We start from the raw sequence: 25310 nt of genomic DNA, 5'->3' as shown, positions 1-25310 counted from the left end.
ATAAATAAATATTTTATTATAATTTTAAACAAGGTGAAAAGATGACAATTGAACAAGATGTTAAAAACTGGTTAGCTGACGAAGGTGTCTTTAGAGAAAAAGCTGCTGATGAAAATGCAGATTTCCATTTTGTTATTGAATTTCCTAAAGATAATGTAATGGATGTTGTAAAACCAAAAGAAAAAGATGTAATTGTTATTGGTTGTGCAACACAAGTAGCACCAGAACATATTAGTCTAATGCAAAATGCATCTCCTCAGGAAAAAAATAAATTTTTATTTGATGTAAGTACTAATTTAAACTTATTTTTAGTTGACTATGAATTAAAAGTAGATCAAGATATTTTACAGCAATATGTTGTTACTGATAATATTTATGAAGATGGTTTAACTAAAGATGCATTATTTAAAACTATTAAACGTGTGTTTAAAGCTAAATTACATTGTATAATGTTATTAAATTACGATTTTGGCAATTTAAACAATAATAATTCAAAACCACACAATGAAAACAGTATGTTTGTATAATTTTTTTATAAATTTTAGACAGACAGACAGACATGAATTTCAAGTGAAAGCTCTGCGAAGGTTCTGTAGGAATGAAGACATGTATTTCATCTGTAAAAACACTTGAAATTTATCTTAATTTTTCTTGGTTTAAATTTAAAATAAAACATTTTCCATTCTTTTTTTACTGAAATAACTTTTTTAATTCATTTTAAAATTTTTTTTCACTTGAAATCAATGTCTTGATTTTTGCTTCCCGCTAAAAATTGCATTACACTTGAAATTTATCTCTCACTTTTTATGATAAATCATTATAAATTTTTTTATTAAATCCTTTTTCAGATTTTTTTTCACTTGAAATATATGTTTTATTTTTCAAATGCTCAGATAAATATTATATTTAACTGAAATTATTACAATTGAAATTTATCTTCTTTAATTTTGAAATAAAAATTGTTTTAGCTTTATTTTTATTGTTTTTATTTTTTTAAAAAATTTTTAAAATAATTTATTTTATAAAAAATTGTTTTAAACTTCTTATTTTTTAAAAATATTTAATTTGCTGTTTTTATTTTATAATTTAAAAATTGTAAATTTATTTTATGATTATATTAATTCTATTTTTATTACTCTTTTTTCACTTGAAATATATGTCTTTATATTTGAAATAGTTATTTTTCATGTTTTAATTTTAACTAATCATATTCACTTTAATTTTTATTTAATCTATTAATTATTTGTTTTTTATAGATTAAATTATTTTAAACATTTTTTAGTTAATTTTAATTTATTTAAATGTTTTTATTTTTTATTTTATAATAAAATTTATTATTTCAATACAATTTTGTAATACAAACCTTTATTTAACACTGTTTTCATATATTATCACTGGAAATAATACTTATGATTTTTTCATGTTTTTAAGATTATTTTTTTATTACTTTTTAAAATGGTGAACATATGGCAAATATTTTTGATGACTTGGAGGTAGGAAAATCAGTTTTTAAAGATAAACAACCTTTAGATCATAGGTTTTTACCTGAAAATTTACCTCACAGGAAAGAACAGATAACACAAATAGCTAAATATTGGATTGAAGCATTAAATAATGTTACTCCATCTGATATTACTATTTACGGAAAAACAGGAACTGGAAAAACAGCAGCAGCAAAATTTGCTCGTGAACAGTTAAATGAAGCAGCATCTAATAAAAATGTTTTCATAAAAGTTGAATATATTCGATGTACTGACTACACAACAGAATATCAGGTTATTGCACAACTGTGTCAAAAGCTTGGAAGAAATGTTCCTCACAGAGGATGGACAAAAGGAGAAGTTATTAATACTTTCAGGGACATTTTCAGAAGAAATGCTTATGGAAAAAAACTAATTTTAATTGTTATTTTAGATGAAATCGACATATTGCTCAGCAAAGATGGTGATGGAATTTTATATACATTAACAAGAACTGATAATGTATCCATATTGTCCATTAGTAATTATGTTGAATTTAAACAGTTTATCACACCTAGAGTAATGAGTAGTTTAAGGGATAAGGAAATTGTTTTTCCGCCTTATGGTGCTGATCAATTGGCTGATATTTTAAGTGAAAGGGCTAGTTTGTCATTTAAAGAAGATACAATTGAAAGTGATGTTATACCATTATGTTCAGCTATGGCAGCTAAAGAAGAAGGAGATGCAAGATATGCTCTGGATTTACTTAGAACTGCTGGGGAAATAGCTGATGAAGAAGAATCTGATAAAATCATTGGCGATTATGTAAGAAGGGCAAAAGATAGAATTGAGCATAATAAAATTACTGATGTTATTTTAACTCTACCAACTCAACAGCAAAGAGTTTTAGACGCTATTTTAAGACTTACTCAGAATAATGAAGAAATAACATCAGGTAAATTATACGATACCTACAAAGAAGTATCAAAAGGAGATTCTGTAACATACAGAAGAATTTTTGATTTTATAAATGAACTTGAAATGTTAGGTATTATTTCAACCAATACTATATCACGTGGACGTGGAAAAGGAAGAACTAATATTATAACACTTCAATGCGATACTGATTTACTTGAAAAAACACTTTATTCAATATGATTCCATTTAGGATTGTTTTTTATTAAAGTTTTTAAAATGGCCATTCTAACTGGAACAGCATTAAATGCTTGATTGAAATATTTGTTATGTTTGGTGTTATCTAAATCAGTAGCTATTTCATCAATTCTTGGTAATGGGTGCATAACAATAACATCCTTACCTTCTAACATTTTTTTATTAACAATATAAGCTCCTTTTATTTTTAAGTATTCATCTAAATCTCCAAAACGTTCTTTTTGGATTCTGGTTACATATAAAACATCTACTTTATCAATAATTTCTTCTATACTATCAACTTCAGTATATGGAATATTTTTTTTGTTTAAATCGTGTAAAACCTCTTGAGGCATTCTTAATTCTTTAGGAGCTACAAAATAAAGTTCCACATTATCATATAATCCCAATGCATTGGACAGGGAATGTACTGTACGACCAAATTTTAAATCACCGACTAAAGCTATTTTTAAGTTATCAATTTGCCCTAATTCTTTTTTGATAGTGTATAAATCAAGTAATGTCTGGGTAGGATGCTGACCAGCACCGTCTCCAGCATTTATCACAGGAACATCAACAATATCTGATATGAATTTGGATACGCCTTCTAATTCATGTCTAATAACTAAAGCATCACTGTAACCCTCAAACATTTTTGCAGTGTCAGCTATGCTTTCCCCTTTGGAAACAGAACATGATCTTGTATTTTCAATACCTATGCAGTTTCCACCTAAACGTTTCATAGATGTTTCAAAAGATAATCTTGTTCTTGTTGACGGTTCAAAAAACATCAATCCAAGGATTTTACCTTTTAATTCATCACAGCATTCTTTTGATTTAGCTATATCTTCTAGTTTTGATGCTTCATCTAGAATATAATCAATATCCTTTCTTTCAAAATCTTTTATTGAAATTATACTTTTTAATTCAAAAATTTTAATCAACCCATTTTATTCAATTCTTTTATCAATTAAATTGTTAATATAACTAGCAAATTTATCAATTTCATCCATATCCAATACAGGAATATTTTCACTGGAAAGTGTTTTTTTAGCTTTTATTTTATCTATAAAGTTTCCTTCATCAGGATTTATTTCATAACCAAAATTTGAAGAAATAAATGATGATTTAACAAGTTGTTCTGAAAATGTTTTGTTCAGATGACTTTTAGTATTTGATTTTTCATCACAGTTCATAAACAGAGCAACCGGTTTTTCCATTAATGTTCCCATATTTCTGGATATGTATCTTTTTAAGGTTCCCTGGACTTTTCCATGATATAATGATCCGGCCAATATAATAAAATCATATTTTAACAAACAGGCTGTTTTAGCTTTTTCAATTGGAATTAATTGAATTTTAGCTTTTATTTTGTTTGATAAAATTTTTGCAGCTTTTTTTGTTATTCCGCTGGATGTTGAGTAAATTATTGCTATTTTCATATAATCCTTTCAATTGGTACGACAAGAATATCTTTTGCACCTGCATTTCTTAAATCGTTAACAAGTTCGAAAACCACGTCTTCATCTATAACTGCTTGTACAGCTACAGTTTCTTCTTTAGATAATACTTCTGAAATTGTTGGGCCAGTCATTGCAGGCATGACTTTTTTAACTTTATCTAAATTTTCTTTTTTAACATTCATCATTACAAGCTTTTTCCTTTCAGCTTCAATTACTCCTTTTATACTTGTACTTACTGCTTCAACTAATTCTTTTTTATTTTCAAAGCTGTTGTCATTAGTGATAAGTTTAATAGTACTTTCTAAAATTACATCAACAATTTTCAAATGATTCATTTTTAATGTGGTTCCTGTACTGGTTAAATCAGTAATTAAATCAGCTATTCCAATTAATGGTGCAATTTCTGTAGAACCACTTAATGTTATTATTTTTGATGTTAAACCATGTTCTTCTAAGTATTTTTTTGTTAATGTTGGAAATTCAGTAGCTACTACCATATCTGATGTTAAATCATCAATGGAATTTATAGTGGAATCTTCCGGTGATGCTAAAACTAATTTTGTCTGTCCGAAAGACAAATCAACTAATTCCTTAACATTAGCTTCACTTTCATTAATCAAGTCTACACCAGTTATTCCCATATCTACAATTTCATCTTCAACAAATTTTGGAATGTCTGATGCACGAGCAAACATTACATCAATATCTTTATTAAAAGTAGCGGAAATTAATTTTCTATTAGCATTATCTTTTAATCCTAACCCTGCTTTTTCTAAGATGGATATTGAAGGGTCACTAATTCTTCCTTTAGAAGGTACAGCAATTTTTAATTTCATTTTAAATCTTCTCATTTTATTTATGTGATATGATATATCATTTTTTTTATTAATACTTTTTTAAAGTGTTGAAATTCTGGATATTTTTTAATATTTTCAGCTTTTACTATCAAATAATACAAAATCTTTAAATATAATAGAAATTATATTGATATTAAGCTTAAGATTAATTTAAAATTATCATAAGTTATAAATCAACTGTTTGAGGTGAAATACATGTCTGAAATACCAAAAGCTCCTATCGCAAGGATTATTAAAGATACTGGTGCTGAAAGAGTTAGTGAAGATGCTAAAGCTGAATTAGCTGAATATCTTGAAGAAGTAGCTCGTGACGTTGCAATTGAAGCAAACAATGTTGCTAAAATCGCTAAACGTAAAACTATCAAACCAGAAGATATTAAATTAGCTATTAAAAATTTAGAATAGTTATTTTAATTGACTTTTTTTTATTTTTTTTAGGTGTTATTATGACTGATAATACTATTTTAATTAAAGATGCATTAATTTTAAACCCTTTAGATTTTAAAGAAATAAAAGGTTCTCTTTTAATAAAAAATGATAAAATCGCAGAAATAGGTACTGATATTGATGAAAGTAATGTAGATAAGGTTATTGATGCTAAAGGTAAAATATTACTTCCTGGATTTGTAAATACTCATACACATTTGTCAATGACTTTGTTTAGAGGATTGGCTGATGATTTGAGCTTAGATTCATGGTTAAATGATAATATTTGGCCGATGGAAGCAAATCTTACATCTGAATACTGTTATATTGGTGCTCTTTTAGGAGCCATTGAATTAATTAAATCCGGAACAACCACTTTTAGTGACATGTACTTTTACATGGAAGATGTTGCAAAAGCTGTTGAAGAATCAGGAATTAGGGCAGTTTTATCTTATGGTATGATTGATTTTGGTGATGATGAAAAAAGAGAACATGAAATTAAAGAAAACATAGCCTTATTTGAAAAATGTAATGGGATGGCTGATGGAAGAATTAAAGTATTTTTTGGACCTCATTCCCCGTATACAGCTTCAAAGGATTTATTGGAAGATGTAAGATGGTTAGCTAATGAGTATAATACTGGAATTCATATTCATGTTAGTGAAACTCAAAAAGAGATAAATGATTCACTTGAAGCACATGATTTAAGACCCTTTGAATATTTGGATTCAATAGGATTTTTAGGTCCTGATGTTGTAGCTGCACATAGTGTATGGTTATCTCATAATGAAATTGAAATTATTAAAAGGAACAATGTTAAAATTTCACATAATCCATGCAGTAATATGAAATTAGCTTCAGGTATAGCTCCAATTCAGGATTTAATCACTAATGATATTTGTGTTGGAATTGGAACAGATGGAGCATCATCAAATAATAATTTGGATTTGATTGAGGAGTTAAGAACAGCTTCCTTACTTCAAAAAGTTAATTTATTAAATCCTAAAGCTTTAACTTCTAATGAAGCATTAGCTATGGGAACTATCAAAGGTGCAGAAGTTTTAGGACTTGAACAGGAAATAGGATCAATTGAAGTTGGTAAAAAAGCAGATTTAATTTTAATTGATACCAATAATGCTAATATGGTGCCGGATAGTTCAGCTACAAGTTCCAATATCATTTACTCCGCAAATGGTTATAATGTAGATACTACTATTTGTGACGGTAAAATTTTAATGGAAAATAGAAAATTAACTACATTAGATGAAGAAGAAATTTATAAAAAAGCCAGAAAAGCTATTGAAGAGCTTAAAGAAGCTAGTAAATAATTTTATCTAGCTTCAAATTTTATTTTATTTTTGTTTAGAACAATACTTCTTTTCCAGGCATCATTGCTTTCAGGGAAATCAGACCTGAAGTGAGCTCCTCTACTTTCTCTACGTAATATTGCTGATTTTACAACTAAAATAGCTATTTCAACCATATTTATTACTTCAAGAGCAGTTACAAGTTCTGTATTATATTGGGCTTTATTTTCAACTTTTAAATCATTTAACTCTTTTTCCATCTCTTGCAGCTGTCTTAAAGCTTCATTTAAATTTTTTTCATCTCTAACGATTCCGACTTTTTCCCACATTAATTTTTTAAGGTTATTTTTAAACTCTATAGGATTAATGGAACCGTCTTTAATTAGGCTTTCAATTCTTGTTTTTTCTTCATGGACCATTTCAGGATTTTCTTTAAAATCAGTTTTGCTTGCAACTTTTGCTGCACTTTCACCAGCTCTTTTTCCAAATACTTGAGTATCAGCCAGTGCATTTCCACCTAAACGGTTAGCTCCATGAACTCCTCCTGACACCTCTCCAGCAGCAAACAGATTATGTACGTTTGTAGAGCAGTCTGAATTAATTTTTACACCACCCATAAAGTGATGTGCAGTTGGAGCCACTTCAATTTTTTCATTTTTAATGTCAATGCCTACATTTTTAAACTGCAGAACCATAGTTTCTAATTTTTCATCAATTAACTCATCAGGAAGATGTGTTATGTCTAAATAAACTCCGCCATGTTCACTGCCTCTTCCTTCAATGATTTCCTGATAAATAGACCTTGCAACAACATCACGGGTAGCCAGTTCCATTTTTTCAGGAGCATATTTTTTCATGAAGCGTTGGCCGTCTTTATTTAATAATTTTCCACCTTCAGCTCTTACAGCTTCAGTTACAAGAACTCCTTTTTTGGAATCTGGAGTTACCATTCCTGTTGGGTGGAATTGAATCTGTTCCATATCTATCAGATTAGCTCCTGCATTCCAGGCAAGCATGAATCCGTCACCATTTTTCTGAATGGTGTTGGATGTAATAGGATATAAATTGCCTGCTCCTCCACTAGCCAGTATAACTGCTTTTGCTTTAAAATAGATTATTTGGGAGTTTGCCAAATCTAGTCCAACAGCTCCTATAACCTGTCTTAAACTTTCATCCAAAACAAGAGATGTAACCATTACCTCTTCAATAGTTTGAATATCTCTTTTAATTATTTCTTCTTTAAGAGCAGTCATTAGCTCATGACCTGTCCTGTCTCCCTGAAAACAGGTTCTTCTGTATTGCTGTCCACCAAATGGTCTTTGATTTATTTTACCAGATTCTTGACGGTCAAAGATTGCCCCATAATTTTCTAAATCAATTAGTCTGTCAGGGGATTCGTGAACAAGTACATCTACAAGTTTTTTATCATTGAGATAGCTGCCTCCCTTTAAGGTATCTTCAATATGTGCTTCTATTGAATCATCAGCATCGACAGCTTTAAAAACAGCATTATATCCTCCTTCAGCCATTCCAGTACATCCAGATCTAAAAGTTAGTCCTTTTGAAACAATAAGTCCTTTAAGACCAGCTTTATCTACTTCAATAGCTGCTCTTGAACCAGCTCCTCCTGAACCAATAATTAAAACATCGGTTGAAATTGTTTTAGTTTCCATAGTCATTACCTGTAAAATTTATATTATTTTTAAATTTATATTTGATTGTTAAAATAAATTTGTTTTTAAAGGTGGAATATATCGTAATAAATATTAGTAAATAAAAATAAATTAGTATTTGATGTAGCTAGTGTAATTTAAAATTTATTCTGAAATAGCTACTTTTAATTAAATTAATTATATAGTCAATAATTTTTAATCAAATTATAATTCATTGTATATATTTGGAGGTTTTTTAATGAAAATTGATGGAACAGTTACAACTGGTTTAGGCAAAGCCGCTTATTTTTTATCACAGGATTTTTATGTTAATAATTTTAAAAAAAATTGTGGATTTCGCCCGTATCCAGGAACTTTAAATGTTATAGTTCCAGAAGAGTACCTTCCTCAAATCAACAAAGTGAAAAATGAATGTAAAAATATTATAAAACCTGATGAAGGTTTTGGTGCTGTTAAATATATAAAAGCAAGATTAAATGATGAAGTTACTGGGGCTATTGTATTTCCGGCTAAAACTACACATGAAGAAAATTATTTGGAGTTTATAGCTAAAGATAAACTTAGGGATAAGCTAAATCTTGAAGACGGAGATACGGTAAGTGTTGAATTTTAAAAATGTTTTAAGAAACTTTTTATAATATAATTTATATATTATTTCATTGTACAATTCTCAGGGCGGAGTGAAATTCTCCACCGGTGGTGTTTCTGAAATAGATAAGTCCACGAGCACAAAAATGTGCTGATTTGGTTAAAATCCAAAACCGACGGTGATAGTCCGGATGGAAGAGAATAAGAAAGTTATTTTTTATTTTTAGCCCTGTTTCTACACTATTAAGGAGATGTTACTATGAGTAAAAACGATTTAGAAATGGGTTTTGAGGCATTAAGAAATGGTGAATTTATTTTAGTTTATGATGATGATGACAGAGAAGGAGAGGTAGACATGATTATCGCTTCTGAATTTGTTACACCAAAATCAGTTGCTACTATGAGAGATAATGCAGGTGGATTAATCTGCAATTGTTTAGCTCCACAGTACTGTGATGCTATTAATTTACCATTTATGACAGATATTATGGAAGCTGCTAGCTCAAAATATCCAGATTTAGCTGAACTTGCTCCAAATGACATTCCATATGATGAAAGATCTTCATTTTCAATATGGGTAAATCATAGGGATTCATTTACTGGAGTTACAGACCATGATAGAGCCATGACTATTAGTGAAATGGCTATCATGTTAAAAGAAGAAAGATATGGTGATTTTGGAAAAACATTCAGGTCTCCAGGTCATGTATGTCTTTTAAGAGGGGCTGACGGTTTAGTTAAAAACAGAAGAGGCCATACTGAAATTGGATTGGCTATGTGTGAAATGGCTGGCGTAACTCCGGTCTGTGTTGTTTGTGAAATGATGGACAGCAAAACCGGTCAGGCAACATCAGTAGCTGATGCTAAAAAATATGCTGAAGAAAATGGTTTGGTCTTACTTAAAGGGGAAGACATTATAAAAGAATATTTGAAAGAATAATCAGCTATACATAGCTTCATTATTCGTTCTTTTATCATTTATATAATTAAAGATGTATTGGGTAATTTGTTGGATTTTATATGAGTTATAAATACTAAATACAACATATTTACCATCATACATATCTATTTTCAGTCCGTCTTTAATTTCTTTAGTTGGACTAACTAAACTTATTTTACCCCATGGAATTCTAAGGTTTTTAGATTTCAATGCTTTTTCAATATATATTCCGTCATCTTTGATTTTCACGATTTTAACAGCTCTGCGGTTTCTGTCAGACATTACTTGAATATCTCCATTTTTATCAAAGCCATAATCGGGAATCAGACATGTTGCCTTCCAGCCCTGTTTAATTTTTTTTGCAACATGAACTCTGTCTTTTTTTGTTAGCTTAACTCCCTGTTCCGGACTTAAATTAAGTGCCATTTATATCACCTTGTTTTTTATTTCTTCAAAAGGAACTATTCTATTGAAATTTACATTTTTCGCCATACTAGCTATTGTATTTATATCAATATTTTCTTCAACACATTCAAGTGCATATTTTGAAAACAGATCATATCTGATTTCAACTTCAGGAGTAAATCCGCGTCCGTCTATTTTCAGTTTTGATACATTTAAGACATTTTTGACCTGGGTGTTATTTTTGATGTACGGAACCACATTTTCAAATATATTCTGATTGTAAACCTTGTTTAGGAGGATTGCTTCAACTGTAACTCCAAGTTTTTTTAGCATGTTTGCATGTGCTACCAAATCAACTGCCGCTGATTCAATACCTCCCTTATTGACACCAGACATAAGCAGCATTGGAATATCTGATGACATAGCTATTTCACTTGCAGAGTATGGAACTTTTTCATTCAGTAATCCGGTAAACACACTCATAACACCTTCAATCAATACAATATCATAATCTGATTTGTTTAATTTATCAATAGCCAGTTTAATATCCATCCAGCCTAAATGTCCGATTTTTATAGATCCGTAATCTTCCATTTTCCCGTTTGTCAGGTATAGACCAGGAACAATATCTCTTGCATCGGGACCTACTTTCATAAGAGCCACTTTTAGACCTCTTTTTCTTAATGCTCCAGCCAGTCCTGTTAAAATAAATGTTTTTCCGGAATCAGATCCGTTACTTCCAATCATAAGGAATTTAGGGCCTTTTCCATTATTTTTATATTTTAAGAATTCTCCAGATAATTTTTCTATTTTATGTCCTGAGTCGATTCCAACTTCCATGTTTATTTTGGATTTGACTTCTTTATTTTTAGCGAATATATATTCGATATCCTCACTGGAAGCATCAATGTAGTTTAATAGGTTGTTTCTAATAATAGGATTTTCATCTAAAATATTATGAATCATTGTTCCTATAACATTTCCGTCATCATTACATGCTCCTGAAAAAATGTTGTATTCGGATTTTTTATTTACATCTCCATAATTCATTCTTTGAATTTTAGAGTAGAATAACGGTTTGGCATCACCTTCAATTTTACCGTAGGTGTGTGTATGGAATCCGGTAACATCTTCATTCTGGCCTTTTGTAATAAATGAATTGTCATAAACTTTAGCATTAACACGGTCGCTGCTTATGAGTGGTGAAAGATTAACATCTATTAATCCAAGACCTTCTTTTATTATTGGAACTTCTGACTTTCGTCCGATGTCTGTCTGATTTGCTAATAATTGTAAACCTGCACAAACACCAATAATTGGTTTTCCATCTTTAGCTATTTGTTTTATTTCTTTAGATAAGTCATCGCTGATATCACCTGATTCAAGAAGTGTACCTCCAGGTATAATTAATGCATCAAGTTCATTGCTGGCTTTTTTACCATCAACTAATCCATTTGATTTAACAAGATGGGTAGGTAGTTCTCCAAAGTTTTCAAATCCAGGAACTGCTCCTTTTATATAGACGAGTCCTATTTTTTTCATAAGTAAACCTCGTGTAACTATTTTATTTTAAGATTTATAATACTTTCACAATTTGTATTAATGATGGATTATTGAAGATTCTCCAATGGCTGAAGTTGTACAGATAAGTATTATTAAAATTTTAGATGAAATTAATTCAGTTATTTTATTATAATGAATGTTATTCATTGATAATTTTTTAAAATTTGATATATGAATATGCATTATATTCAATTTTTAATATTGCTGTAACCATAATGGGGACATATATTTCAAGTGTAAAATTTAAAAGTTGCACTAAAAATAAAAATCTCATTAATGAAGTCGATTTTTCCTAAAAATCAGTATTTATTATATTTGCCGGTGAAATATCTAAAAATAAGTAAAATAAAGGTTTTGTAAAAAAGAAAAAATAATTCTAATAAAATGATAATTTATTAGGATTAATTTTCATTTTCAAATACACTCATTGCCTTAATGATTTTTAAATCATCTAATGGTTTAGCCTGAATTTGTAAACCAACAGGAATGCCGTCTACTTCACCAGCTTTAATACTTCCAGCCGGAATTCCTGCAAGATTAGCTATTACAGTTAACACATCGTAAGCATACATTTCCATAGGAGTTAATTCATCACCAATTTTGTGAGGAAGTTTAGGAACAGTAGGACCTACAATTAAATCAACATTTTCTAACATAGCATTGATTTCATCTCTAATAAGGGATCTTGCTTGAAGAGCTTTTTTATAGAATTTTCCGCTGTATTCTTTTTGTGAAATGTAGGAACCGATTTCAATTCTTCTTAATACTTCTTCTCCACAAACATCTTCTATTCTATAACCGTAATCCCTTCCGTCATATTTTCTGGTAGCTGAGAAGAATTCTACATAGTTGATTAAGTAATAAGTTGGAAGACATAAGTCAATATTGTCAAAACTTACTTCTACAAGTTCTGCACCAGCTTCAACTAATTTGTGAATAGCTTTGTTTACAGCAACATTAATTTCAGCGTCTGTAACATCAATAAACTCTTTACAAACAGCTATTTTCATACCTTCAAGAGATTTTTCTTCAAGTGCACTGGTAAAGTCAGGTCTTTTCCCGTGTAGGGTGGTACATTCTGTTTCATCATAATCGGATATTGCATTTAGGGCAAGTGCAATTCCGCTGGTATCATTAGATAAAGGTCCGATTTGATCTAAACTCATTGACAAATCAAGTAAACCTTGTCTTGATACTGCACCGTAAGTTGGTTTAAATCCGACAACTCCACAATGGGATGCAGGGTTCCTGATTGAACCTCCAGTATCTGAACCAAGAGCAATATCACACATTTCTGCAGCTACTGCAGCAGCACTTCCTCCACTGGATCCTCCAGGGATTCTTCCAGGAGCTGCTGGGTTTTGAGTAGGTCCAAAACAGGAAGTTTCAGTTGAACTTCCAGCTGCAAACTCGTCCATATTAGTAATACCGAGAATAATTCCGTCTTGAGCTAATATTTTATCAATTACAGTTGCATTATAACTTCCGAAGTAATTATCCAAGGTTTTTGAAGCTGCAGAGATAATATAATCCTCAACATTGATATTTGCCTTAATACCAAAAACTAAACCAGATAAAAATCCAACTTTTTCTCCGTTAGCTATTTTTTCATCAATAGCTTCTGCTTGTTTTAGAGCAGATTCTTTGTTAACTTCTAGGAAAATATTTAATTCTTCATTTTTTTCATCAATAACTTTAATGAAGTTTTCTACATTCTCCTTAGCAGTCATTTCTTTATTTTGAATGGAATTTAATTTTTCAATAACATTCATTAAAACACCTAATAATCATAATAATATATAATAAGTGATATTTTATTTTTTAAGGTTTATATAAGTTATTGATATTTTTTTTAAAAAAAGTAAACGGAGTTCATATTTAATTTATGAGTCATTTAAAGACAAATTTTAGTTAAGTGAAGCTTCTTTGATGGAGTATAAGAAGTTATAGATTAATCCAGTGATGATTGTACTGATTGTTGTTCTATAATAAATATCAAAACTTGGCTTAAAGCTTGTTCGCTCATAACTAATGCAGGAGCTAAACTGTGTGCTGGGTTTACAGAGTTTTCAGTTTATGAAATTCTCATAATACCTAAACATACCATAGAAATTAAAATAATATTTGCCTAAATGAATATTTTTTTACAAAATTATAAATAGTGTACAAGTAATTAAATAAAATTAAAGAGGGGTCAAAATGAAAAAAGCTATTGTGTTTGATAATTCTGGAACTTTACTTGAACGCTACAGGGTTATTAAAGATGTTTCAACTGGAGAATTATTCACTGATGTTAATTCATTGCACTTAATTGATTCTATGGATTCCTTAGCACTTGTAGTTCTTCAGTTCAATACAAATTGTCTTTTGAATTTGGATAGTAACACTTTAATTTCAGATGTGATTAAACAGCATAATATTGACTTTGATGTTAGCTTTACAAGCTGTGAAACTACTAAAGAAGAAGTTACTGATATTTTAGAAAATGAAAATCAGGCAACTATTAGTGATATTACTGATGGGTTTACTATTTTAAAAGAAAAAATCCCTAAAATGGAACTTTGTAACGGACCTGCAGTAATTATCGATATTAATAAAAATAAAATAGTTTATACTATTACTTCTGCAGGCAAACTCTTTTCTGAAGTCATAGACACAATTAAGATTTTACAATCCAGAGGCATTGAAATTTATATTGCATCTGGAGACAGAAAGGGAGCCATTAACAAATTAGCTGAAATTTTAAATGTCAATAAAAAACATGCCTTTGGAACAGTTTCTCCAAAAGGCAAATGTAAGGTTGTAAGATGTTTAAAAGACAGAGGATATAAAGTAATGATGGTTGGAGATGGTCTCAATGATGTTTTAGCTTTTAATAATGCTGATGTATCTGTTCTAACTGTTGAACAGGAAGAAGAAGTTTCTCCAAAACTGATTAATAAAACAGATTATGTTATTCAAAAAATTTCAGAAGTTATTTCAATAGATTTTTAATAACTTCTTTACTTTTTAAAACATTATCAAAGTTATTTAACTCAATAATTCCTTTATCTACTTTTTTAAGAAGATTCAAATCAAGAGTTCCTTCACCTAATGTAATATGCTGATCTTTAACACCATTATTGTCATTTAAGTGACAGTAGCTAATGTTTTTTAAATCCAGAAATTCTTCACAATTTCCGCAAGTGTTTCCATGACCTACATCAATTGTTAAGCCACAGCCAGTTTCATTTTGTATTCTTTCAAGCTCTTCAACTTTATTTCCTAAAAATGAGAAGCGTTCAGGCATATTTTCAACTGAAACAACAATGTCTGAATAGTCAACAAGTTCTCCAATACTTTCAATAGCCAGTTCCAGTGCATATTTCCTTATTCTGTCTTCATTTCTTCCGATTTGCCCAGGATGGATGGTTAAAGCAGTTGCATTTATTTTTTTTCCATAATCCAGAGCATCTTTCATCTGTTTAACACTTTCTTTTCTGATTCCGGTGTTTAAACTAGATATATTCAAATCAACTGTTGGAGCATGCATGTAAATTTCCAAGTCAGTATTTGCAAATTCGAGATTGTCATTTTTAAAAAAAGGGCCTTCTCCAAGTATTTCTATCATTTCAAATTCATATTTTTTAGCAGTTTCTATTATGTCATTATTTGGTCTGGTAAACATTGCTAATGTTGTAAAACCTAATTTCATGATTTAAGATTAACTTTATATATTATAATTATATATATGTTATTTTGTTATATATCAAAATTTAACATATATAATTTTTTTAAATAACAATTAGGAGGTTTGAGTTGGCCATGTTCAGACGTAAAAAAAATGTTGATCAACTTTCAAAAAAAATTATGAGGCATTGTTCTAATGGTTTAACTCATATTATTATATTATGGATTATTAGTAAAGAAAAAATCCATGGTTATGGGATTATGAAAAAGTTAGATGAATTTTTTAGTTCGTGTAATCCTACTGAGTATAATAAAACAAATTCAAGTAAAATTTATCCGATTCTAAGGAAATTAGAAAAAACTGGGATTATAAAAGGAGAATGGGGAGTTAGCAATAATAAAAGTGTTAAGTATTACTCTCTTACAGAGGAAGGTGAAATCTTACTTAAAAGTTTTAAAAGTGAGTTTGCGCACCTGATTAATAGCCCTCTTTGGTTAAGTTTTATTGAAGATATGTCAGATAATGAAATGCATAAGGTGGAAAACGATGAGAAATGCAATTGAAACTAAGAATCTTACAAAGGTTTATAAAAATTTCACTGCTGTTAATTCTTTAAATTTAAAAGTTCCTGAAAAAAGTATTTTTGGATTACTTGGTCCAAATGGGGCAGGAAAAACCACAACAATTAAAATGCTTACCTGTTTAATTCAACCTACTTCAGGTCATGCTAGTGTTGGAGGGTATGATGTTCAGGAAAATCCGAATGAAGTAAGAAATTTGTTAGGAATGGTTCCTCAGCAAGTTAGTTTATATAAAGATTTAACAGTTCAGGAAAATTCAGAATTGTGTGCTGATTACTACGGTGTTCCTGTTGATGAAAAACATGACCGTATTGAAGATTTAATGGAATTAGTAGACATTAAATATGCTAGAAATAAAAGAGTTGGACAGTTGTCCGGTGGACAAAAACAAAAGGCATCTCTTGTAGCTAGTTTAGTACATAGGCCGGAGATATTATTTTTAGATGAACCAACAATCGGGCTTGATCCAACTACTAAAAGAACATTATGGGATTTAATTCGTGAGTTAAATGACGAGGGAAATACAATTATTTTATGTTCTCATGATATGCATGAAGTAGATATGCTTTGTGATAATGTGGGAATTATAAATACTGGTAATTTGGTAGCTTATGATACTCCACAAGGTCTTAAGGATTCTCTTTTAAAAGAAGAAAAAGAAGAGCATGAAATTAAAATGAAAAATACTTTAAGAGATATTTCAAATGAAAATGAAGTAAATAAATCTACTAAAGAAGATATTGAAACATTAAACTTAAAGAAAATGTCCTTTTTACTTAAAGAAAATAATGATTCTATTATTTCAGCTATTCAATCTAATCCGAAAGTACATGGTGTTGAGATGGCTAAAAACGGACGTTTTAACTTGAGAATTGATAATTTTGATGATGATGCTGTTAATGATGTTTTAAAAGACATTATTGAAGCAGGCGGAGTTGTCAAATCAATATTTACACAGGAACCATCTCTGGAAGATGTATTTATTAAAGCAACAGCTGAGGTGAATGAAGATGATAGAGCTTAGAAAATTTAGCTGGATGATTAAGAAAGAACTTTTAAGTTTAAAAAGACATCCTCCAAGGTTAATTTCAATTTTAATTTTTCCTATTATCATGATTTTGTTATTTGGTTATGGTATGGGTGGAGACATGACTGATTTGCCTGTAGTTGTTGTTTCTCAAAGCCACGGTGACTTAACTGATGTAACATTGGATACTATTAAAACAACGGATCAGTATAATGTAGTAGAGGTTATGGATGATGTTGATGATGCAAAAGAGAGAGTTGATAGTGGAGAAGTAAAAGCTGCAATTATACTGCCGGAAAATTATGACAGTAATGTGTCTCAAAAGGCGGTTACACTGTATTTGGATTCATCTGATCAAATGGCTTCTTCAACATTGGAAAGTGTAACTCAGGGAATATTTGCTAAATTATCAAATATGGAAGCATCTAATGCCATAGTTTCTAATCCTTCATCACAGGAATTAGAAAATAGTACCAGTCCTCTAAATCAATCTGAATTAGCTACTAATACTCAAAGTGCAAATGTTACAAATTCAATTGGACATACATTTGATAATTTTAAGGATGATATTGCACTCCATATTAACAAAATATATGGAAATATTAAGTATATTGACTTTTTAGTTCCTGCAGTTTTAGGAATGACTGTAATGATGTCCTGTATGATGGGTATGGGTGCATCAATAGCTGGAGAACGTGAAACTGGTGAATTAGCTAGATTATTTATGACTCCGACATCAATTTCAACTGTAGTTGGAGGTAAAATTGCATCTAAACTTATTGTTGAGTTAGTTAGGGCTCTTATATTAATATTCATGGCTATTGTATTGTTTAATGTAAGTATTAAAGGAGGAATCTTACAAACATTCATTGTTCTTTTCTTTGGAGCACTATGTTTTGTTGGTTTTGGTATCATGTTGTCTGCAAGAACCAACACTCAGGAAGATTATACTCAAATAGTCATGCCATTTTCAATGCCTATGATGTTTGTTTCTGGTGTATTCTATCCTATTGAAACTATGCCTTGGATTTTACAAAAAATAGCTTATATATTCCCATTAACTTATCTTAACGATGCAATGAGGGGAGTAATGATTAAAGGTCAAAGTTTAGGCGATGTATGGTTAGATTTAGCTATACTTTTAGGATTCACTGCACTGTTCTTTATCATTGGAGTCAAAAGATTTAATAGAGATATTTAAGGAGGCTAAAAGATGTCTAAATATAATAAATTATTAATCGGATTTATAATCTGTATATTATGTATCAGCCCGATAGCTGGTGCAAATATTGATTGGAACACATTTCAAAGTAATTTAAATCATACAGGATATGTTGATGATAATTCTGACTTTGTTACAAATTTATGGTCATTTAACATGGAATCACCGGTTATAGGCTCACCTGCAATCTATGGGGACTTTTTATATGTTGTTTCACAGGAAGGTATTTTAAAAGTAATTGACATGGAAAACGGAACTGAAGACTGGTCATTTAATTTAAAAGGAGACAGTAATGCAACACCTGTAGTAAGTAACAATACAGTATTTGTAGGAAATAATCAAAGTTTTAAAGCTATAGATATTGAATCACAAGATATTTTATGGAAATATAATACTTCTGATGAATCTATTCAGGGGGCAGCTTATGTAGATAATGATACTGTCTATGTAGGTTGTGATAATGGGCATATTTATGGATTTGACATAGCTGACGGTAATAAAACTTTTGAAGCAGATTTAGGTAATGATGAAATAGTGTCTTCTCCAATTGTTGTTAACGGATCACTTTATGTTGGTTCAACTAACGGTAATGTTTATTGCATAAATTTAAATAACACAAATATAACCTGGCAATATGCTACAGGAGATGCAGTTTACTCTTCTCCAGCATATGCAGATGGTAAAATCATAATTGGGTCTGATGATGATTCACTTTATGCTTTAAATGAAACAAATGGAGATTTATGCTGGGATTATGATTTAAACAATAAAGTTAAATCTTCTCCATGTATTGATGAGTATAATAACAATGTATACATAGGTTCTGATGAAGGTAATTTAACCTGTCTTGATTTAAGAGACGGAACTTTTAAATGGAGTCATGCTACTGGAGCTCCGGTTCAATCAACTCCAGCAATAAAAGAAGAGTTAATTGCATTTGGTTCTAATGATGGAACAGGTTATGTTTTAAATAAATACACTGGTGAAGAGGAATTTACTTACAATCCAGGAACCATATTATTTAATTCAGAAATAACTTCTTCTCCTGTAATTAATGGAAATAGTTTATTCTTTGCAGATCATAGCGGACATGTATATTCATTAAACATTGATAAAAGTGAAGTACCTGCTTGTGAATATTTATATTATACATTAGCTGTTTTGGTTGTAATCTTAGTTGTGGTTGTTGTTGTAGTTAAAACTATAAAAAAACATAATAGAAGATAAACTTTAAATATCTAAAAAGAAGTAATTACTATTACATTAAAATGGGAAGTTTTAATTATGTATGGTAAAAATATCGAGACACTAAAAAAGGAAAATATGAATCTTGCTGATAAGATTTATATTTTTGATACAACTCTCAGGGACGGTGAACAAGCTCCTGGAGTTGCTCTAACTGTTGATGAAAAAATTCAAATTGCTCAAAAGCTTGATAAACTTGGTGTAGATAAAATAGAAGCAGGTTTTCCTGTATCCTCAAATGGTGAAAGAAAAGCTGCAAAAGAACTTAATTCATTAGGTTTGAATGCTACAGTTTTAGGTTTAGCTCGTAGTGTGCAAAAAGACATCGATGCTGTTCTTGATTCCGGATTGGACTACATACATACTTTTATCGGTACTTCTCCATTGCACAGAGACTATAAACTTAAAATGTCTAAAGAAAAAGTCATTGAAACAGCTGTTGAATCTGTTGAATATGCAAAAGATCATGGATTGACTGTTGAATTTTCTGCAGAAGATGCAACAAGAACAGAACATGATTATTTATTTGATGTTTATGATGCTGTTGTAGATGCAGGCGCTGACTTTTTAAATGTTCCAGACACTGTTGGAGTATTGATTCCTGTCATAACTAGAGAATTAATCACTAATCTTAAAGAACGCTACACTACTCCAATTAGTGTTCATTTTCATAATGATTTTGGTTTAGCTACTGCAAATACATTAACTGCTATCGAATGCGGAGCAAATCAGGCTCATGTAACAATTAACGGTATGGGAGAAAGAACAGGTAATGCTTCTCTTGAAGAACTTATTGTTGCACTGCATGCCGCTTACAACATTGACTTGGATATTGATACAACACAGTTATATAGCTTGTCTGAATTTGTAGGTCGCATTACAGGTATTAAAATGCCTGTTAACAAACCTATTGTTGGAGCTAATGCATTTGCACATGAATCAGGTATACATGTTCACGGAGTGTTAAACAATGCTTTAACTTATGAACCGATTTCTCCGGAACTTGTAGGACATTCAAGAAGAATAGTTTTAGGAAAACACACTGGAGCTAATGCAGTAAAAGCTAAATTAGAACATTATAACATTGACTTAACAGAAAAACAATTCCAAACAGTATTTAATCAAATTAAAGCTCTTGGAGATAAAGGTAAAACAGTTACTGATGATGATTTAAGAGCTATTGCTATAACTGAAATAAGCAGTGCTAAAGAAACTCCGATTAAACTTGAAGGTTTAGGAATATTATCTGGAGCTGTTGTATCTCCAACAGCTACCGTTAAACTGAACATTAATGGAAAATTAAAAGAAACCTCCTGTACTGGTGTAGGTCCAGTTGATGCAGCTATTAATGCTATAAGGGAATTGATTCAGGATACAATGGACATTGAACTTGAAGAATACAATTTAGAAGCTATTACTGGAGGTACTGATGCATTAGCTGAAGTATTTGTTATTTCTTCTGATGGTGAAGGTAATAAATCAACTGGTAGAGCAACTAACGATGATGTAATAATGGCTAGTATATTGGCTGTTTTAGATTCTATTAATAAGATTTTATTAATGGAAAAAAATTAGCTAAAGCAATATTTATATGTTAAAAAAATTATACACTTAACTGTATAACAGTCTATATGGAGTCATGATACTATGGAAGAAAATGTTATCTTTATTGGTAGTAAACCAGTAATGAACTATGTTCTAGCAGTAGTGACACAATTTAACGGTGGTGCAGACCATGTATCTCTTAAAGCAAGAGGTAAAGCTATTAGTCGTGCCGTAGACACTGCAGAAATTGTTAGAAATGGGTTTATCCCAAACGCTGATGTTGAGGATATTAGTATTGCTACAGAACAAATAGACACTTACAATGGTGAAAAAACAAATGTTTCAACTATTGAGATAAAAATTGTAAAAAAGAGTGAATAACTCTTATTATCCCTTATTTTTTTTAATATAATTTACGGACATGCTTGTCAAATAGATATTTTGATAATTTTATATTTGAAGTTCCCTTTCCGTGAGCCTCTACCTGACCTTTTTTAATAGATTTTAAAACACTATCAATATCTAATTCACAGTCAATTAGACTGTAACAGTCACCTAAAAAGTCAATATAATGGGAGTCGCTTGCTCCTAATGGTGGTATGTTTTTTTTATCAGCTAATTTTTTAGCTTTAAAGTTACACCATCCAACGATAAAACGGGCATTTCTTGTTTCTATAGCATCAAAATTTAATTCATCAGGGTTGCTTTTACATAATAGTCCGTGTCTGTAAAAACAAAAAGGATGTGGAATAATAGCCAATCCTCCCTGGTCATGAATCATGTCAATTGTTTCTTCAGGTTCCAAATCTCTTGGAACTACTTCTTCACAGCCAAATCCAAGAATATGTCCTTTAGAAGATGAAATCTCAATTGAAGGAATTACAAGCAGATTCTCAGTATCTTTTGTTTTTTCGACTGCAACTTTAGAACCTTCTACTGTATTATGATCGCTGATAGCTATGATATCAATTTTATCTTCAATAGATTTTTTTATGATATCATCTATTTTTGTAGAAGAGTCTGGAGAATACTGGCAGTGTATATGAGAATCTAGCCTATACATTTTATTCGTTCCATTCAATAGTTTTGATTAGTCCAATAGTTCCGGTCATCATAACATCTCCTCCGGGACATGCATGGTGCCAGTCAAGGTTGGTTTTTTCAATCAATTCTCTTTTAGGGCCACTGACAATGACTTTTTCTAGTTTAGATATTGGATTTAGAACATGTGCTCCATGACCATGGTCATTGTAAATCTCTTCATTTGTAATTTCTCCACTAGCTAGTCTGTTAATGTAATTTTCAAGTGATTCAGCAGTTAAATTAGAAGTATGGTGCTCAAATAATCCCTGAATTTTACCATTTTCTATTGATGCTGCAGTAGTATGTCCGTTTCCAATATCAATAGCTATAAAACTGTTTAATTTGGAAGCTTCTTCATCATAGCACATTCCAGCTATTGAAGCAAATTTTGTATCCATTAAAAGAGGTGTTTCTTCAATACCTTCTTTTTTAAGGGTTTTTTCTACTGCTTTCATTCTGGAGTAGTACTCTGGAACATTTTCACGGAATCCAAAGCTTTCAGGTTCGACAGGTTCATTTAATTTTTCTCTGATTTTTTCAAATCTGAAGTCCCTGTCTCCCATATTCTCATTGTATCCGTGGTCTTGAACTGCAATAGCTATTTTATCAATATCAAAGTCTAAATCATATCCTAATACAAATTCAGATAACTTTCTAATGTTTATATCTCCTAAATGGATTTTAGTGTATCCTTCATAGCTTTTATTTTCATCAGCTATTTTAATTCCATATGATTTAACCTGTTCAAGGTCATCTCTTATTGTTTTAGCACAATTTGCTTCCATCACTACATCGTAACCTTTTTCCATATGTTCAAGAATACTTTTTTTTAATTTTCCCCCACCCATTATTTCACCGTCAAAATAGATGTCATTTTCAATTTCTTTAATTTGTTGGGAAATGTATAAGTGTGGAGAAGGCAGAACTAATTTAATTGAGTTTTCCAGCTCTTTTTCGTCATTATAAATTAGTATGTCCTGAGTTCCTGTTCCAACATCAATAGCTAAAATTTTCATATTTCTAAATAGGTTTTTATTCTATTAAAATATTAATTGTACAAAAGTGTACAGTAAAGTTTTAAATAGTACATTATACAATCTATTAATATGAATTATAAAATAGAATTATCCTCTGAAGAAGTGCCAAAAAAATGGTACAATATTAACGCTGATTTACCTTGTGAACTTCCAATGCCAAAAAATAGTGAAGGAAGAAATCAAATTGAAGATTTGCAAAAAGCATTTACAAAAGCGGCACTGGACCAGGAGTTTGCAACTGAAAGATACATTAAGATTCCACAAAAAGTAAGGGAGTTATACATGCAGATGGGAAGGCCAACTCCGTTATTTAGAGCTAAACGTCTTGAAGAAAAGCTCAACACTCCAGCTAAAATTTATTACAAAAGGGAAGATACTTCTCCTACGGGATCACATAAATTAAACAGTGCAATTCCACAGGCATACTTTGCTAAAAAAGAAGGTGTTGAAAGATTAACAACCGAAACTGGTGCAGGACAATGGGGAACTGCTTTGTCACTTGCTTGTTCATTACTTGATTTGGACTGTACTGTATATATGGTTAAAGTATCATTTAATCAAAAGCCAGACAGGAAAAACATCATGAATATTTATGGCGGAGAAGTCTTTGCCTCCCCAAGTGAAAATACAGAATTTGGACGTAAAGTATTGGCTGAAAACCCTGACCATGTAGGATCACTTGGAATAGCTATTTCAGAAGCAATGGAAGAAGCTCTAAACAATGACAATGTAAAATACACTTTAGGCAGTGTGTTAAACCATGTAATGTTACATCAAACTGTCATCGGTCAGGAACTTAAAACACAATTGGAAATAGCTAATGAAGAACCAGACACTATGATTGCATGTGTTGGTGGTGGAAGTAACTTTGCAGGTGCTTTATATCCATTTATTAAAGATAAACTTGATGGAAACAGTGATACTAAATTTATTGCAGTAGAACCGAGTGCATGTCCAACATTAACTGAAGGTAAATATGAATACGACTTTGGAGATTCAAATGGATTTACTCCACTTCTTAAAATGTATACCTTAGGCCATGACTTTGTAGCACCATCTGTACATGCAGGAGGTTTAAGATACCATGGAATGTGTCCACAAATCTCATTACTTGCACATGAAGGATATATCAATCCTGTAACAGCTCATCAAAGAGACGTATTTAATGCAGGAATTCAATTTGCTAAATGTGAAGGAATTGTTCCGGCACCGGAAACTACTCATGCAATTAAGGCAGGTATTGATGAAGCTATTAAATGCAGACAAACTGGAGAAGAAAAAACCATTGTTATTAACTTCTCAGGACATGGTATGCTGGATTTAAAAGGTTATGCAAATTATTTCTCTGGTGAAATGCCAAACAGTAAATAGAGTGAGATTAATTCTCTACTCTTTCTTTATTTTTTTGAATATTTTAATTTAAGAATTGCTTCTGTATTTAGATATGACCTGTTTTTTAGATGTAAAATTATTATTTGTCATAATATTCGATAATGGATTTAAGTAATACCTACTTAGTTTTATAGAAAAATTCAAAGCAATTGCTTTTGACTTATACAATATTAATAATTTATATTTGATTAATTTTAATATTTTTATAATTTATAACTTATAACTTATAACTGATAAGTTATAACTAATAACTATTAACTTATTTCTTATTCTTTATAATTTATAACTTATTTCTTAAAACATAGAATTTATAAGATAGAAGTTATAAAATATAACTTATACATTAAACCTTTTAACTTAAAACTTATCTCTTTTAAGTTATGAGGTATAAGTTATTAATTAAAAGTTAAAACTTATTTCTTTTAAGTTATCTCTTAAAAGTTAAAAGTTATTTCTTTTAAGTTATCTCTTAAAAGTTAAAAGTTATTTCTTTTAAGTTATATCCTATAAGTTATCTCTTTTAACTTATTTCTTAAAAGTTAAAAGTTATTTCTTTTAAGTTATCTCTTAAAAGTTAAAAATTATTTCTTTTAAGTTATATCCTATAAGTTATCTCTTTTAACTTATTTCTTAAAAGTTAAAAGTTATTTCTTTTAAGTTATAACTTAGAAGTT

The 25310-nt window shown here is 30.2% G+C and carries 24 protein-coding genes and 1 riboswitch; of the genes, 14 read left to right on the top strand and 10 right to left on the bottom strand.

The features are described from left to right. Positions 1–41 precede the first annotated feature (41 nt). The gene (locus MSM_RS06390; RefSeq protein ID WP_004032656.1) at positions 42–527 is read left to right on the top strand and encodes a DUF2299 domain-containing protein; all 486 of its coding nucleotides are present in this window, start codon (positions 42–44) and stop codon (positions 525–527) included. 939 nt (positions 528–1466) lie between these two features. Beyond that, positions 1467–2618: a Cdc6/Cdc18 family protein gene (locus MSM_RS06385; RefSeq protein WP_004032657.1), complete on the top strand. Its 1152-nt coding sequence runs from the start codon at positions 1467–1469 to the stop codon at positions 2616–2618. On the opposite strand, the gene pyrB is transcribed toward MSM_RS06385, so the two are convergent. The 3 genes from pyrB to hisG are packed head-to-tail and all read right to left on the bottom strand — an operon-like array spanning position 2606 to position 4911. Then, on the bottom strand, positions 2606–3556 hold the full coding sequence (gene pyrB / locus MSM_RS06380) for an aspartate carbamoyltransferase (protein WP_011954395.1): 951 nt from the start codon (positions 3554–3556) through the stop codon (positions 2606–2608). The genes MSM_RS06385 and pyrB overlap by 13 nt on opposite strands. A gap of 6 nt (positions 3557–3562) precedes the next feature. Next, entirely contained in the window at positions 3563–4054 is a 492-nt protein-coding gene (locus MSM_RS06375) for a flavodoxin domain-containing protein (protein WP_011954394.1), read from the bottom strand. Further along, positions 4051–4911, bottom strand: a complete 861-nt coding sequence (hisG, locus tag MSM_RS06370; RefSeq protein WP_048058627.1) for an ATP phosphoribosyltransferase — start codon at positions 4909–4911, stop codon at positions 4051–4053. The genes MSM_RS06375 and hisG overlap by 4 nt, the downstream gene beginning before the upstream one ends. Positions 4912–5127: 216 nt before the next feature. Here hisG and MSM_RS06365 point away from each other — a divergent pair, with 216 nt between their 5' ends. Together MSM_RS06365 and MSM_RS06360 are read left to right on the top strand one after the other, a co-directional pair. Then, entirely contained in the window at positions 5128–5337 is a 210-nt protein-coding gene (locus tag MSM_RS06365) for a histone family protein (RefSeq protein WP_004032661.1), read from the top strand. Positions 5338–5378: 41 nt separating this feature from the next. Further along, a complete protein-coding gene (locus MSM_RS06360; protein WP_004032662.1) occupies positions 5379–6686 on the top strand; it encodes an amidohydrolase family protein in 1308 nt (435 codons plus the stop codon). A 2-nt stretch (positions 6687–6688) separates the two neighbouring features. Here the strand turns inward: MSM_RS06360 and tfrA are convergent, their stop codons facing one another. Beyond that, on the bottom strand, positions 6689–8338 hold the full coding sequence (gene tfrA / locus MSM_RS06355; RefSeq protein WP_011954392.1) for a fumarate reductase (CoM/CoB) subunit TfrA: 1650 nt from the start codon (positions 8336–8338) through the stop codon (positions 6689–6691). Between the two features lie 238 nt (positions 8339–8576). Between tfrA and MSM_RS06350 the strand changes: the two genes are divergently transcribed. Further along, a complete protein-coding gene (locus tag MSM_RS06350; RefSeq protein ID WP_004032664.1) occupies positions 8577–8951 on the top strand; it encodes a DUF120 domain-containing protein in 375 nt (124 codons plus the stop codon). A gap of 49 nt (positions 8952–9000) precedes the next feature. Further along, a riboswitch (FMN riboswitch) is annotated at positions 9001–9133 on the top strand. A gap of 52 nt (positions 9134–9185) precedes the next feature. Continuing rightward, positions 9186–9866 (top strand): 3,4-dihydroxy-2-butanone-4-phosphate synthase, encoded by a 681-nt coding sequence (gene ribB / locus MSM_RS06345; RefSeq protein WP_004032665.1) that lies wholly within the window; start codon positions 9186–9188, stop codon positions 9864–9866. On the opposite strand, the gene MSM_RS06340 is transcribed toward ribB, so the two are convergent. From MSM_RS06340 to gatA, 3 genes are all read right to left on the bottom strand, one after another. Further along, entirely contained in the window at positions 9867–10292 is a 426-nt protein-coding gene (locus tag MSM_RS06340; RefSeq protein ID WP_011954391.1) for a hypothetical protein, read from the bottom strand. It abuts the gene before it with no gap. Continuing rightward, positions 10293–11813 carry a nucleotide-binding protein gene (locus MSM_RS06335; RefSeq protein ID WP_011954390.1) on the bottom strand — a complete coding sequence of 507 codons (1521 nt, stop codon included), beginning with the start codon at positions 11811–11813 and terminating at the stop codon, positions 10293–10295. A gap of 422 nt (positions 11814–12235) precedes the next feature. Beyond that, entirely contained in the window at positions 12236–13606 is a 1371-nt protein-coding gene (gene gatA, locus MSM_RS06330) for an Asp-tRNA(Asn)/Glu-tRNA(Gln) amidotransferase subunit GatA (protein ID WP_011954389.1), read from the bottom strand. Between the two features lie 427 nt (positions 13607–14033). On the opposite strand from gatA, the gene MSM_RS06325 reads away from it, so the two are divergent. Further along, positions 14034–14828, top strand: a complete 795-nt coding sequence (locus MSM_RS06325) for an HAD family hydrolase (RefSeq protein ID WP_011954388.1) — start codon at positions 14034–14036, stop codon at positions 14826–14828. On the opposite strand, the gene MSM_RS06320 is transcribed toward MSM_RS06325, so the two are convergent. Next, positions 14809–15528 carry a sugar phosphate isomerase/epimerase family protein gene (locus MSM_RS06320; RefSeq protein WP_011954387.1) on the bottom strand — a complete coding sequence of 240 codons (720 nt, stop codon included), beginning with the start codon at positions 15526–15528 and terminating at the stop codon, positions 14809–14811. The genes MSM_RS06325 and MSM_RS06320 overlap by 20 nt on opposite strands. Positions 15529–15632: 104 nt before the next feature. On the opposite strand from MSM_RS06320, the gene MSM_RS06315 reads away from it, so the two are divergent. The 6 genes from MSM_RS06315 to albA all read left to right on the top strand — a co-directional run bounded on the left by MSM_RS06315 (position 15633) and on the right by albA (position 21505). Continuing rightward, positions 15633–16067, top strand: coding sequence for a PadR family transcriptional regulator (locus MSM_RS06315; protein WP_011954386.1), 435 nt, complete (start codon positions 15633–15635; stop codon positions 16065–16067). Next, positions 16051–17109 carry an ATP-binding cassette domain-containing protein gene (locus MSM_RS06310; protein WP_011954385.1) on the top strand — a complete coding sequence of 353 codons (1059 nt, stop codon included), beginning with the start codon at positions 16051–16053 and terminating at the stop codon, positions 17107–17109. The genes MSM_RS06315 and MSM_RS06310 overlap by 17 nt, the downstream gene beginning before the upstream one ends. Next, a complete protein-coding gene (locus tag MSM_RS06305; RefSeq protein WP_011954384.1) occupies positions 17096–18313 on the top strand; it encodes an ABC transporter permease in 1218 nt (405 codons plus the stop codon). The genes MSM_RS06310 and MSM_RS06305 overlap by 14 nt, the downstream gene beginning before the upstream one ends. A 12-nt stretch (positions 18314–18325) precedes the next feature. Beyond that, positions 18326–19561 carry a beta-alanine-activating enzyme beta-propeller domain-containing protein gene (locus tag MSM_RS06300; protein WP_011954383.1) on the top strand — a complete coding sequence of 412 codons (1236 nt, stop codon included), beginning with the start codon at positions 18326–18328 and terminating at the stop codon, positions 19559–19561. Positions 19562–19618: 57 nt separating this feature from the next. Then, entirely contained in the window at positions 19619–21154 is a 1536-nt protein-coding gene (locus MSM_RS06295; protein ID WP_004032677.1) for a 2-isopropylmalate synthase, read from the top strand. 72 nt (positions 21155–21226) lie between these two features. Continuing rightward, the gene (gene albA / locus MSM_RS06290) at positions 21227–21505 is read left to right on the top strand and encodes a DNA-binding protein Alba (RefSeq protein ID WP_004032678.1); all 279 of its coding nucleotides are present in this window, start codon (positions 21227–21229) and stop codon (positions 21503–21505) included. A gap of 22 nt (positions 21506–21527) precedes the next feature. Here the strand turns inward: albA and MSM_RS06285 are convergent, their stop codons facing one another. Continuing rightward, a complete protein-coding gene (locus tag MSM_RS06285; RefSeq protein ID WP_011954382.1) occupies positions 21528–22187 on the bottom strand; it encodes a PHP domain-containing protein in 660 nt (219 codons plus the stop codon). Between the two features lies 1 nt (position 22188). Beyond that, on the bottom strand, positions 22189–23223 hold the full coding sequence (locus MSM_RS06280) for a DUF1786 domain-containing protein (RefSeq protein WP_011954381.1): 1035 nt from the start codon (positions 23221–23223) through the stop codon (positions 22189–22191). Positions 23224–23313: 90 nt separating this feature from the next. Here MSM_RS06280 and MSM_RS06275 point away from each other — a divergent pair, with 90 nt between their 5' ends. Next, positions 23314–24615 (top strand): TrpB-like pyridoxal phosphate-dependent enzyme, encoded by a 1302-nt coding sequence (locus tag MSM_RS06275; protein ID WP_004032682.1) that lies wholly within the window; start codon positions 23314–23316, stop codon positions 24613–24615. Positions 24616–25310: the final 695 nt, after the last annotated feature.

Origin of the sequence: Methanobrevibacter smithii ATCC 35061, from assembly GCF_000016525.1 — an archaeon.
In the GTDB taxonomy this organism is placed as follows: Archaea; Methanobacteriota; Methanobacteria; order Methanobacteriales; family Methanobacteriaceae; genus Methanocatella; species Methanocatella smithii.
The sequence above is the reverse complement of the archived record's forward strand: the minus strand, read 5'-3'. Positions and strand labels throughout refer to the sequence as shown.

What these genes read in the sequence shown, in the direction of transcription:
- MSM_RS06390 (WP_004032656.1), top strand. Translation starts at nt 42, where the DNA reads ATGACAATTGAACAAGATGTTAAAAACTGGTTAGCTGACGAAGGTGTC.
- MSM_RS06385 (WP_004032657.1), top strand. Translation starts at nt 1,467, where the DNA reads ATGGCAAATATTTTTGATGACTTGGAGGTAGGAAAATCAGTTTTTAAA.
- MSM_RS06375 (WP_011954394.1), bottom strand. Translation starts at nt 4,054, where the DNA reads ATGAAAATAGCAATAATTTACTCAACATCCAGCGGAATAACAAAAAAA.
- hisG (WP_048058627.1), bottom strand. Translation starts at nt 4,911, where the DNA reads ATGAAATTAAAAATTGCTGTACCTTCTAAAGGAAGAATTAGTGACCCT.
- MSM_RS06365 (WP_004032661.1), top strand. Translation starts at nt 5,128, where the DNA reads ATGTCTGAAATACCAAAAGCTCCTATCGCAAGGATTATTAAAGATACT.
- MSM_RS06360 (WP_004032662.1), top strand. Translation starts at nt 5,379, where the DNA reads ATGACTGATAATACTATTTTAATTAAAGATGCATTAATTTTAAACCCT.
- tfrA (WP_011954392.1), bottom strand. Translation starts at nt 8,338, where the DNA reads ATGGAAACTAAAACAATTTCAACCGATGTTTTAATTATTGGTTCAGGA.
- MSM_RS06350 (WP_004032664.1), top strand. Translation starts at nt 8,577, where the DNA reads ATGAAAATTGATGGAACAGTTACAACTGGTTTAGGCAAAGCCGCTTAT.
- ribB (WP_004032665.1), top strand. Translation starts at nt 9,186, where the DNA reads ATGAGTAAAAACGATTTAGAAATGGGTTTTGAGGCATTAAGAAATGGT.
- MSM_RS06340 (WP_011954391.1), bottom strand. Translation starts at nt 10,292, where the DNA reads ATGGCACTTAATTTAAGTCCGGAACAGGGAGTTAAGCTAACAAAAAAA.
- MSM_RS06335 (WP_011954390.1), bottom strand. Translation starts at nt 11,813, where the DNA reads ATGAAAAAAATAGGACTCGTCTATATAAAAGGAGCAGTTCCTGGATTT.
- gatA (WP_011954389.1), bottom strand. Translation starts at nt 13,606, where the DNA reads ATGAATGTTATTGAAAAATTAAATTCCATTCAAAATAAAGAAATGACT.
- MSM_RS06325 (WP_011954388.1), top strand. Translation starts at nt 14,034, where the DNA reads ATGAAAAAAGCTATTGTGTTTGATAATTCTGGAACTTTACTTGAACGC.
- MSM_RS06320 (WP_011954387.1), bottom strand. Translation starts at nt 15,528, where the DNA reads ATGAAATTAGGTTTTACAACATTAGCAATGTTTACCAGACCAAATAAT.
- MSM_RS06310 (WP_011954385.1), top strand. Translation starts at nt 16,051, where the DNA reads ATGAGAAATGCAATTGAAACTAAGAATCTTACAAAGGTTTATAAAAAT.
- MSM_RS06305 (WP_011954384.1), top strand. Translation starts at nt 17,096, where the DNA reads ATGATAGAGCTTAGAAAATTTAGCTGGATGATTAAGAAAGAACTTTTA.
- MSM_RS06300 (WP_011954383.1), top strand. Translation starts at nt 18,326, where the DNA reads ATGTCTAAATATAATAAATTATTAATCGGATTTATAATCTGTATATTA.
- MSM_RS06295 (WP_004032677.1), top strand. Translation starts at nt 19,619, where the DNA reads ATGTATGGTAAAAATATCGAGACACTAAAAAAGGAAAATATGAATCTT.
- albA (WP_004032678.1), top strand. Translation starts at nt 21,227, where the DNA reads ATGGAAGAAAATGTTATCTTTATTGGTAGTAAACCAGTAATGAACTAT.
- MSM_RS06285 (WP_011954382.1), bottom strand. Translation starts at nt 22,187, where the DNA reads ATGTATAGGCTAGATTCTCATATACACTGCCAGTATTCTCCAGACTCT.
- MSM_RS06280 (WP_011954381.1), bottom strand. Translation starts at nt 23,223, where the DNA reads ATGAAAATTTTAGCTATTGATGTTGGAACAGGAACTCAGGACATACTA.
- MSM_RS06275 (WP_004032682.1), top strand. Translation starts at nt 23,314, where the DNA reads ATGAATTATAAAATAGAATTATCCTCTGAAGAAGTGCCAAAAAAATGG.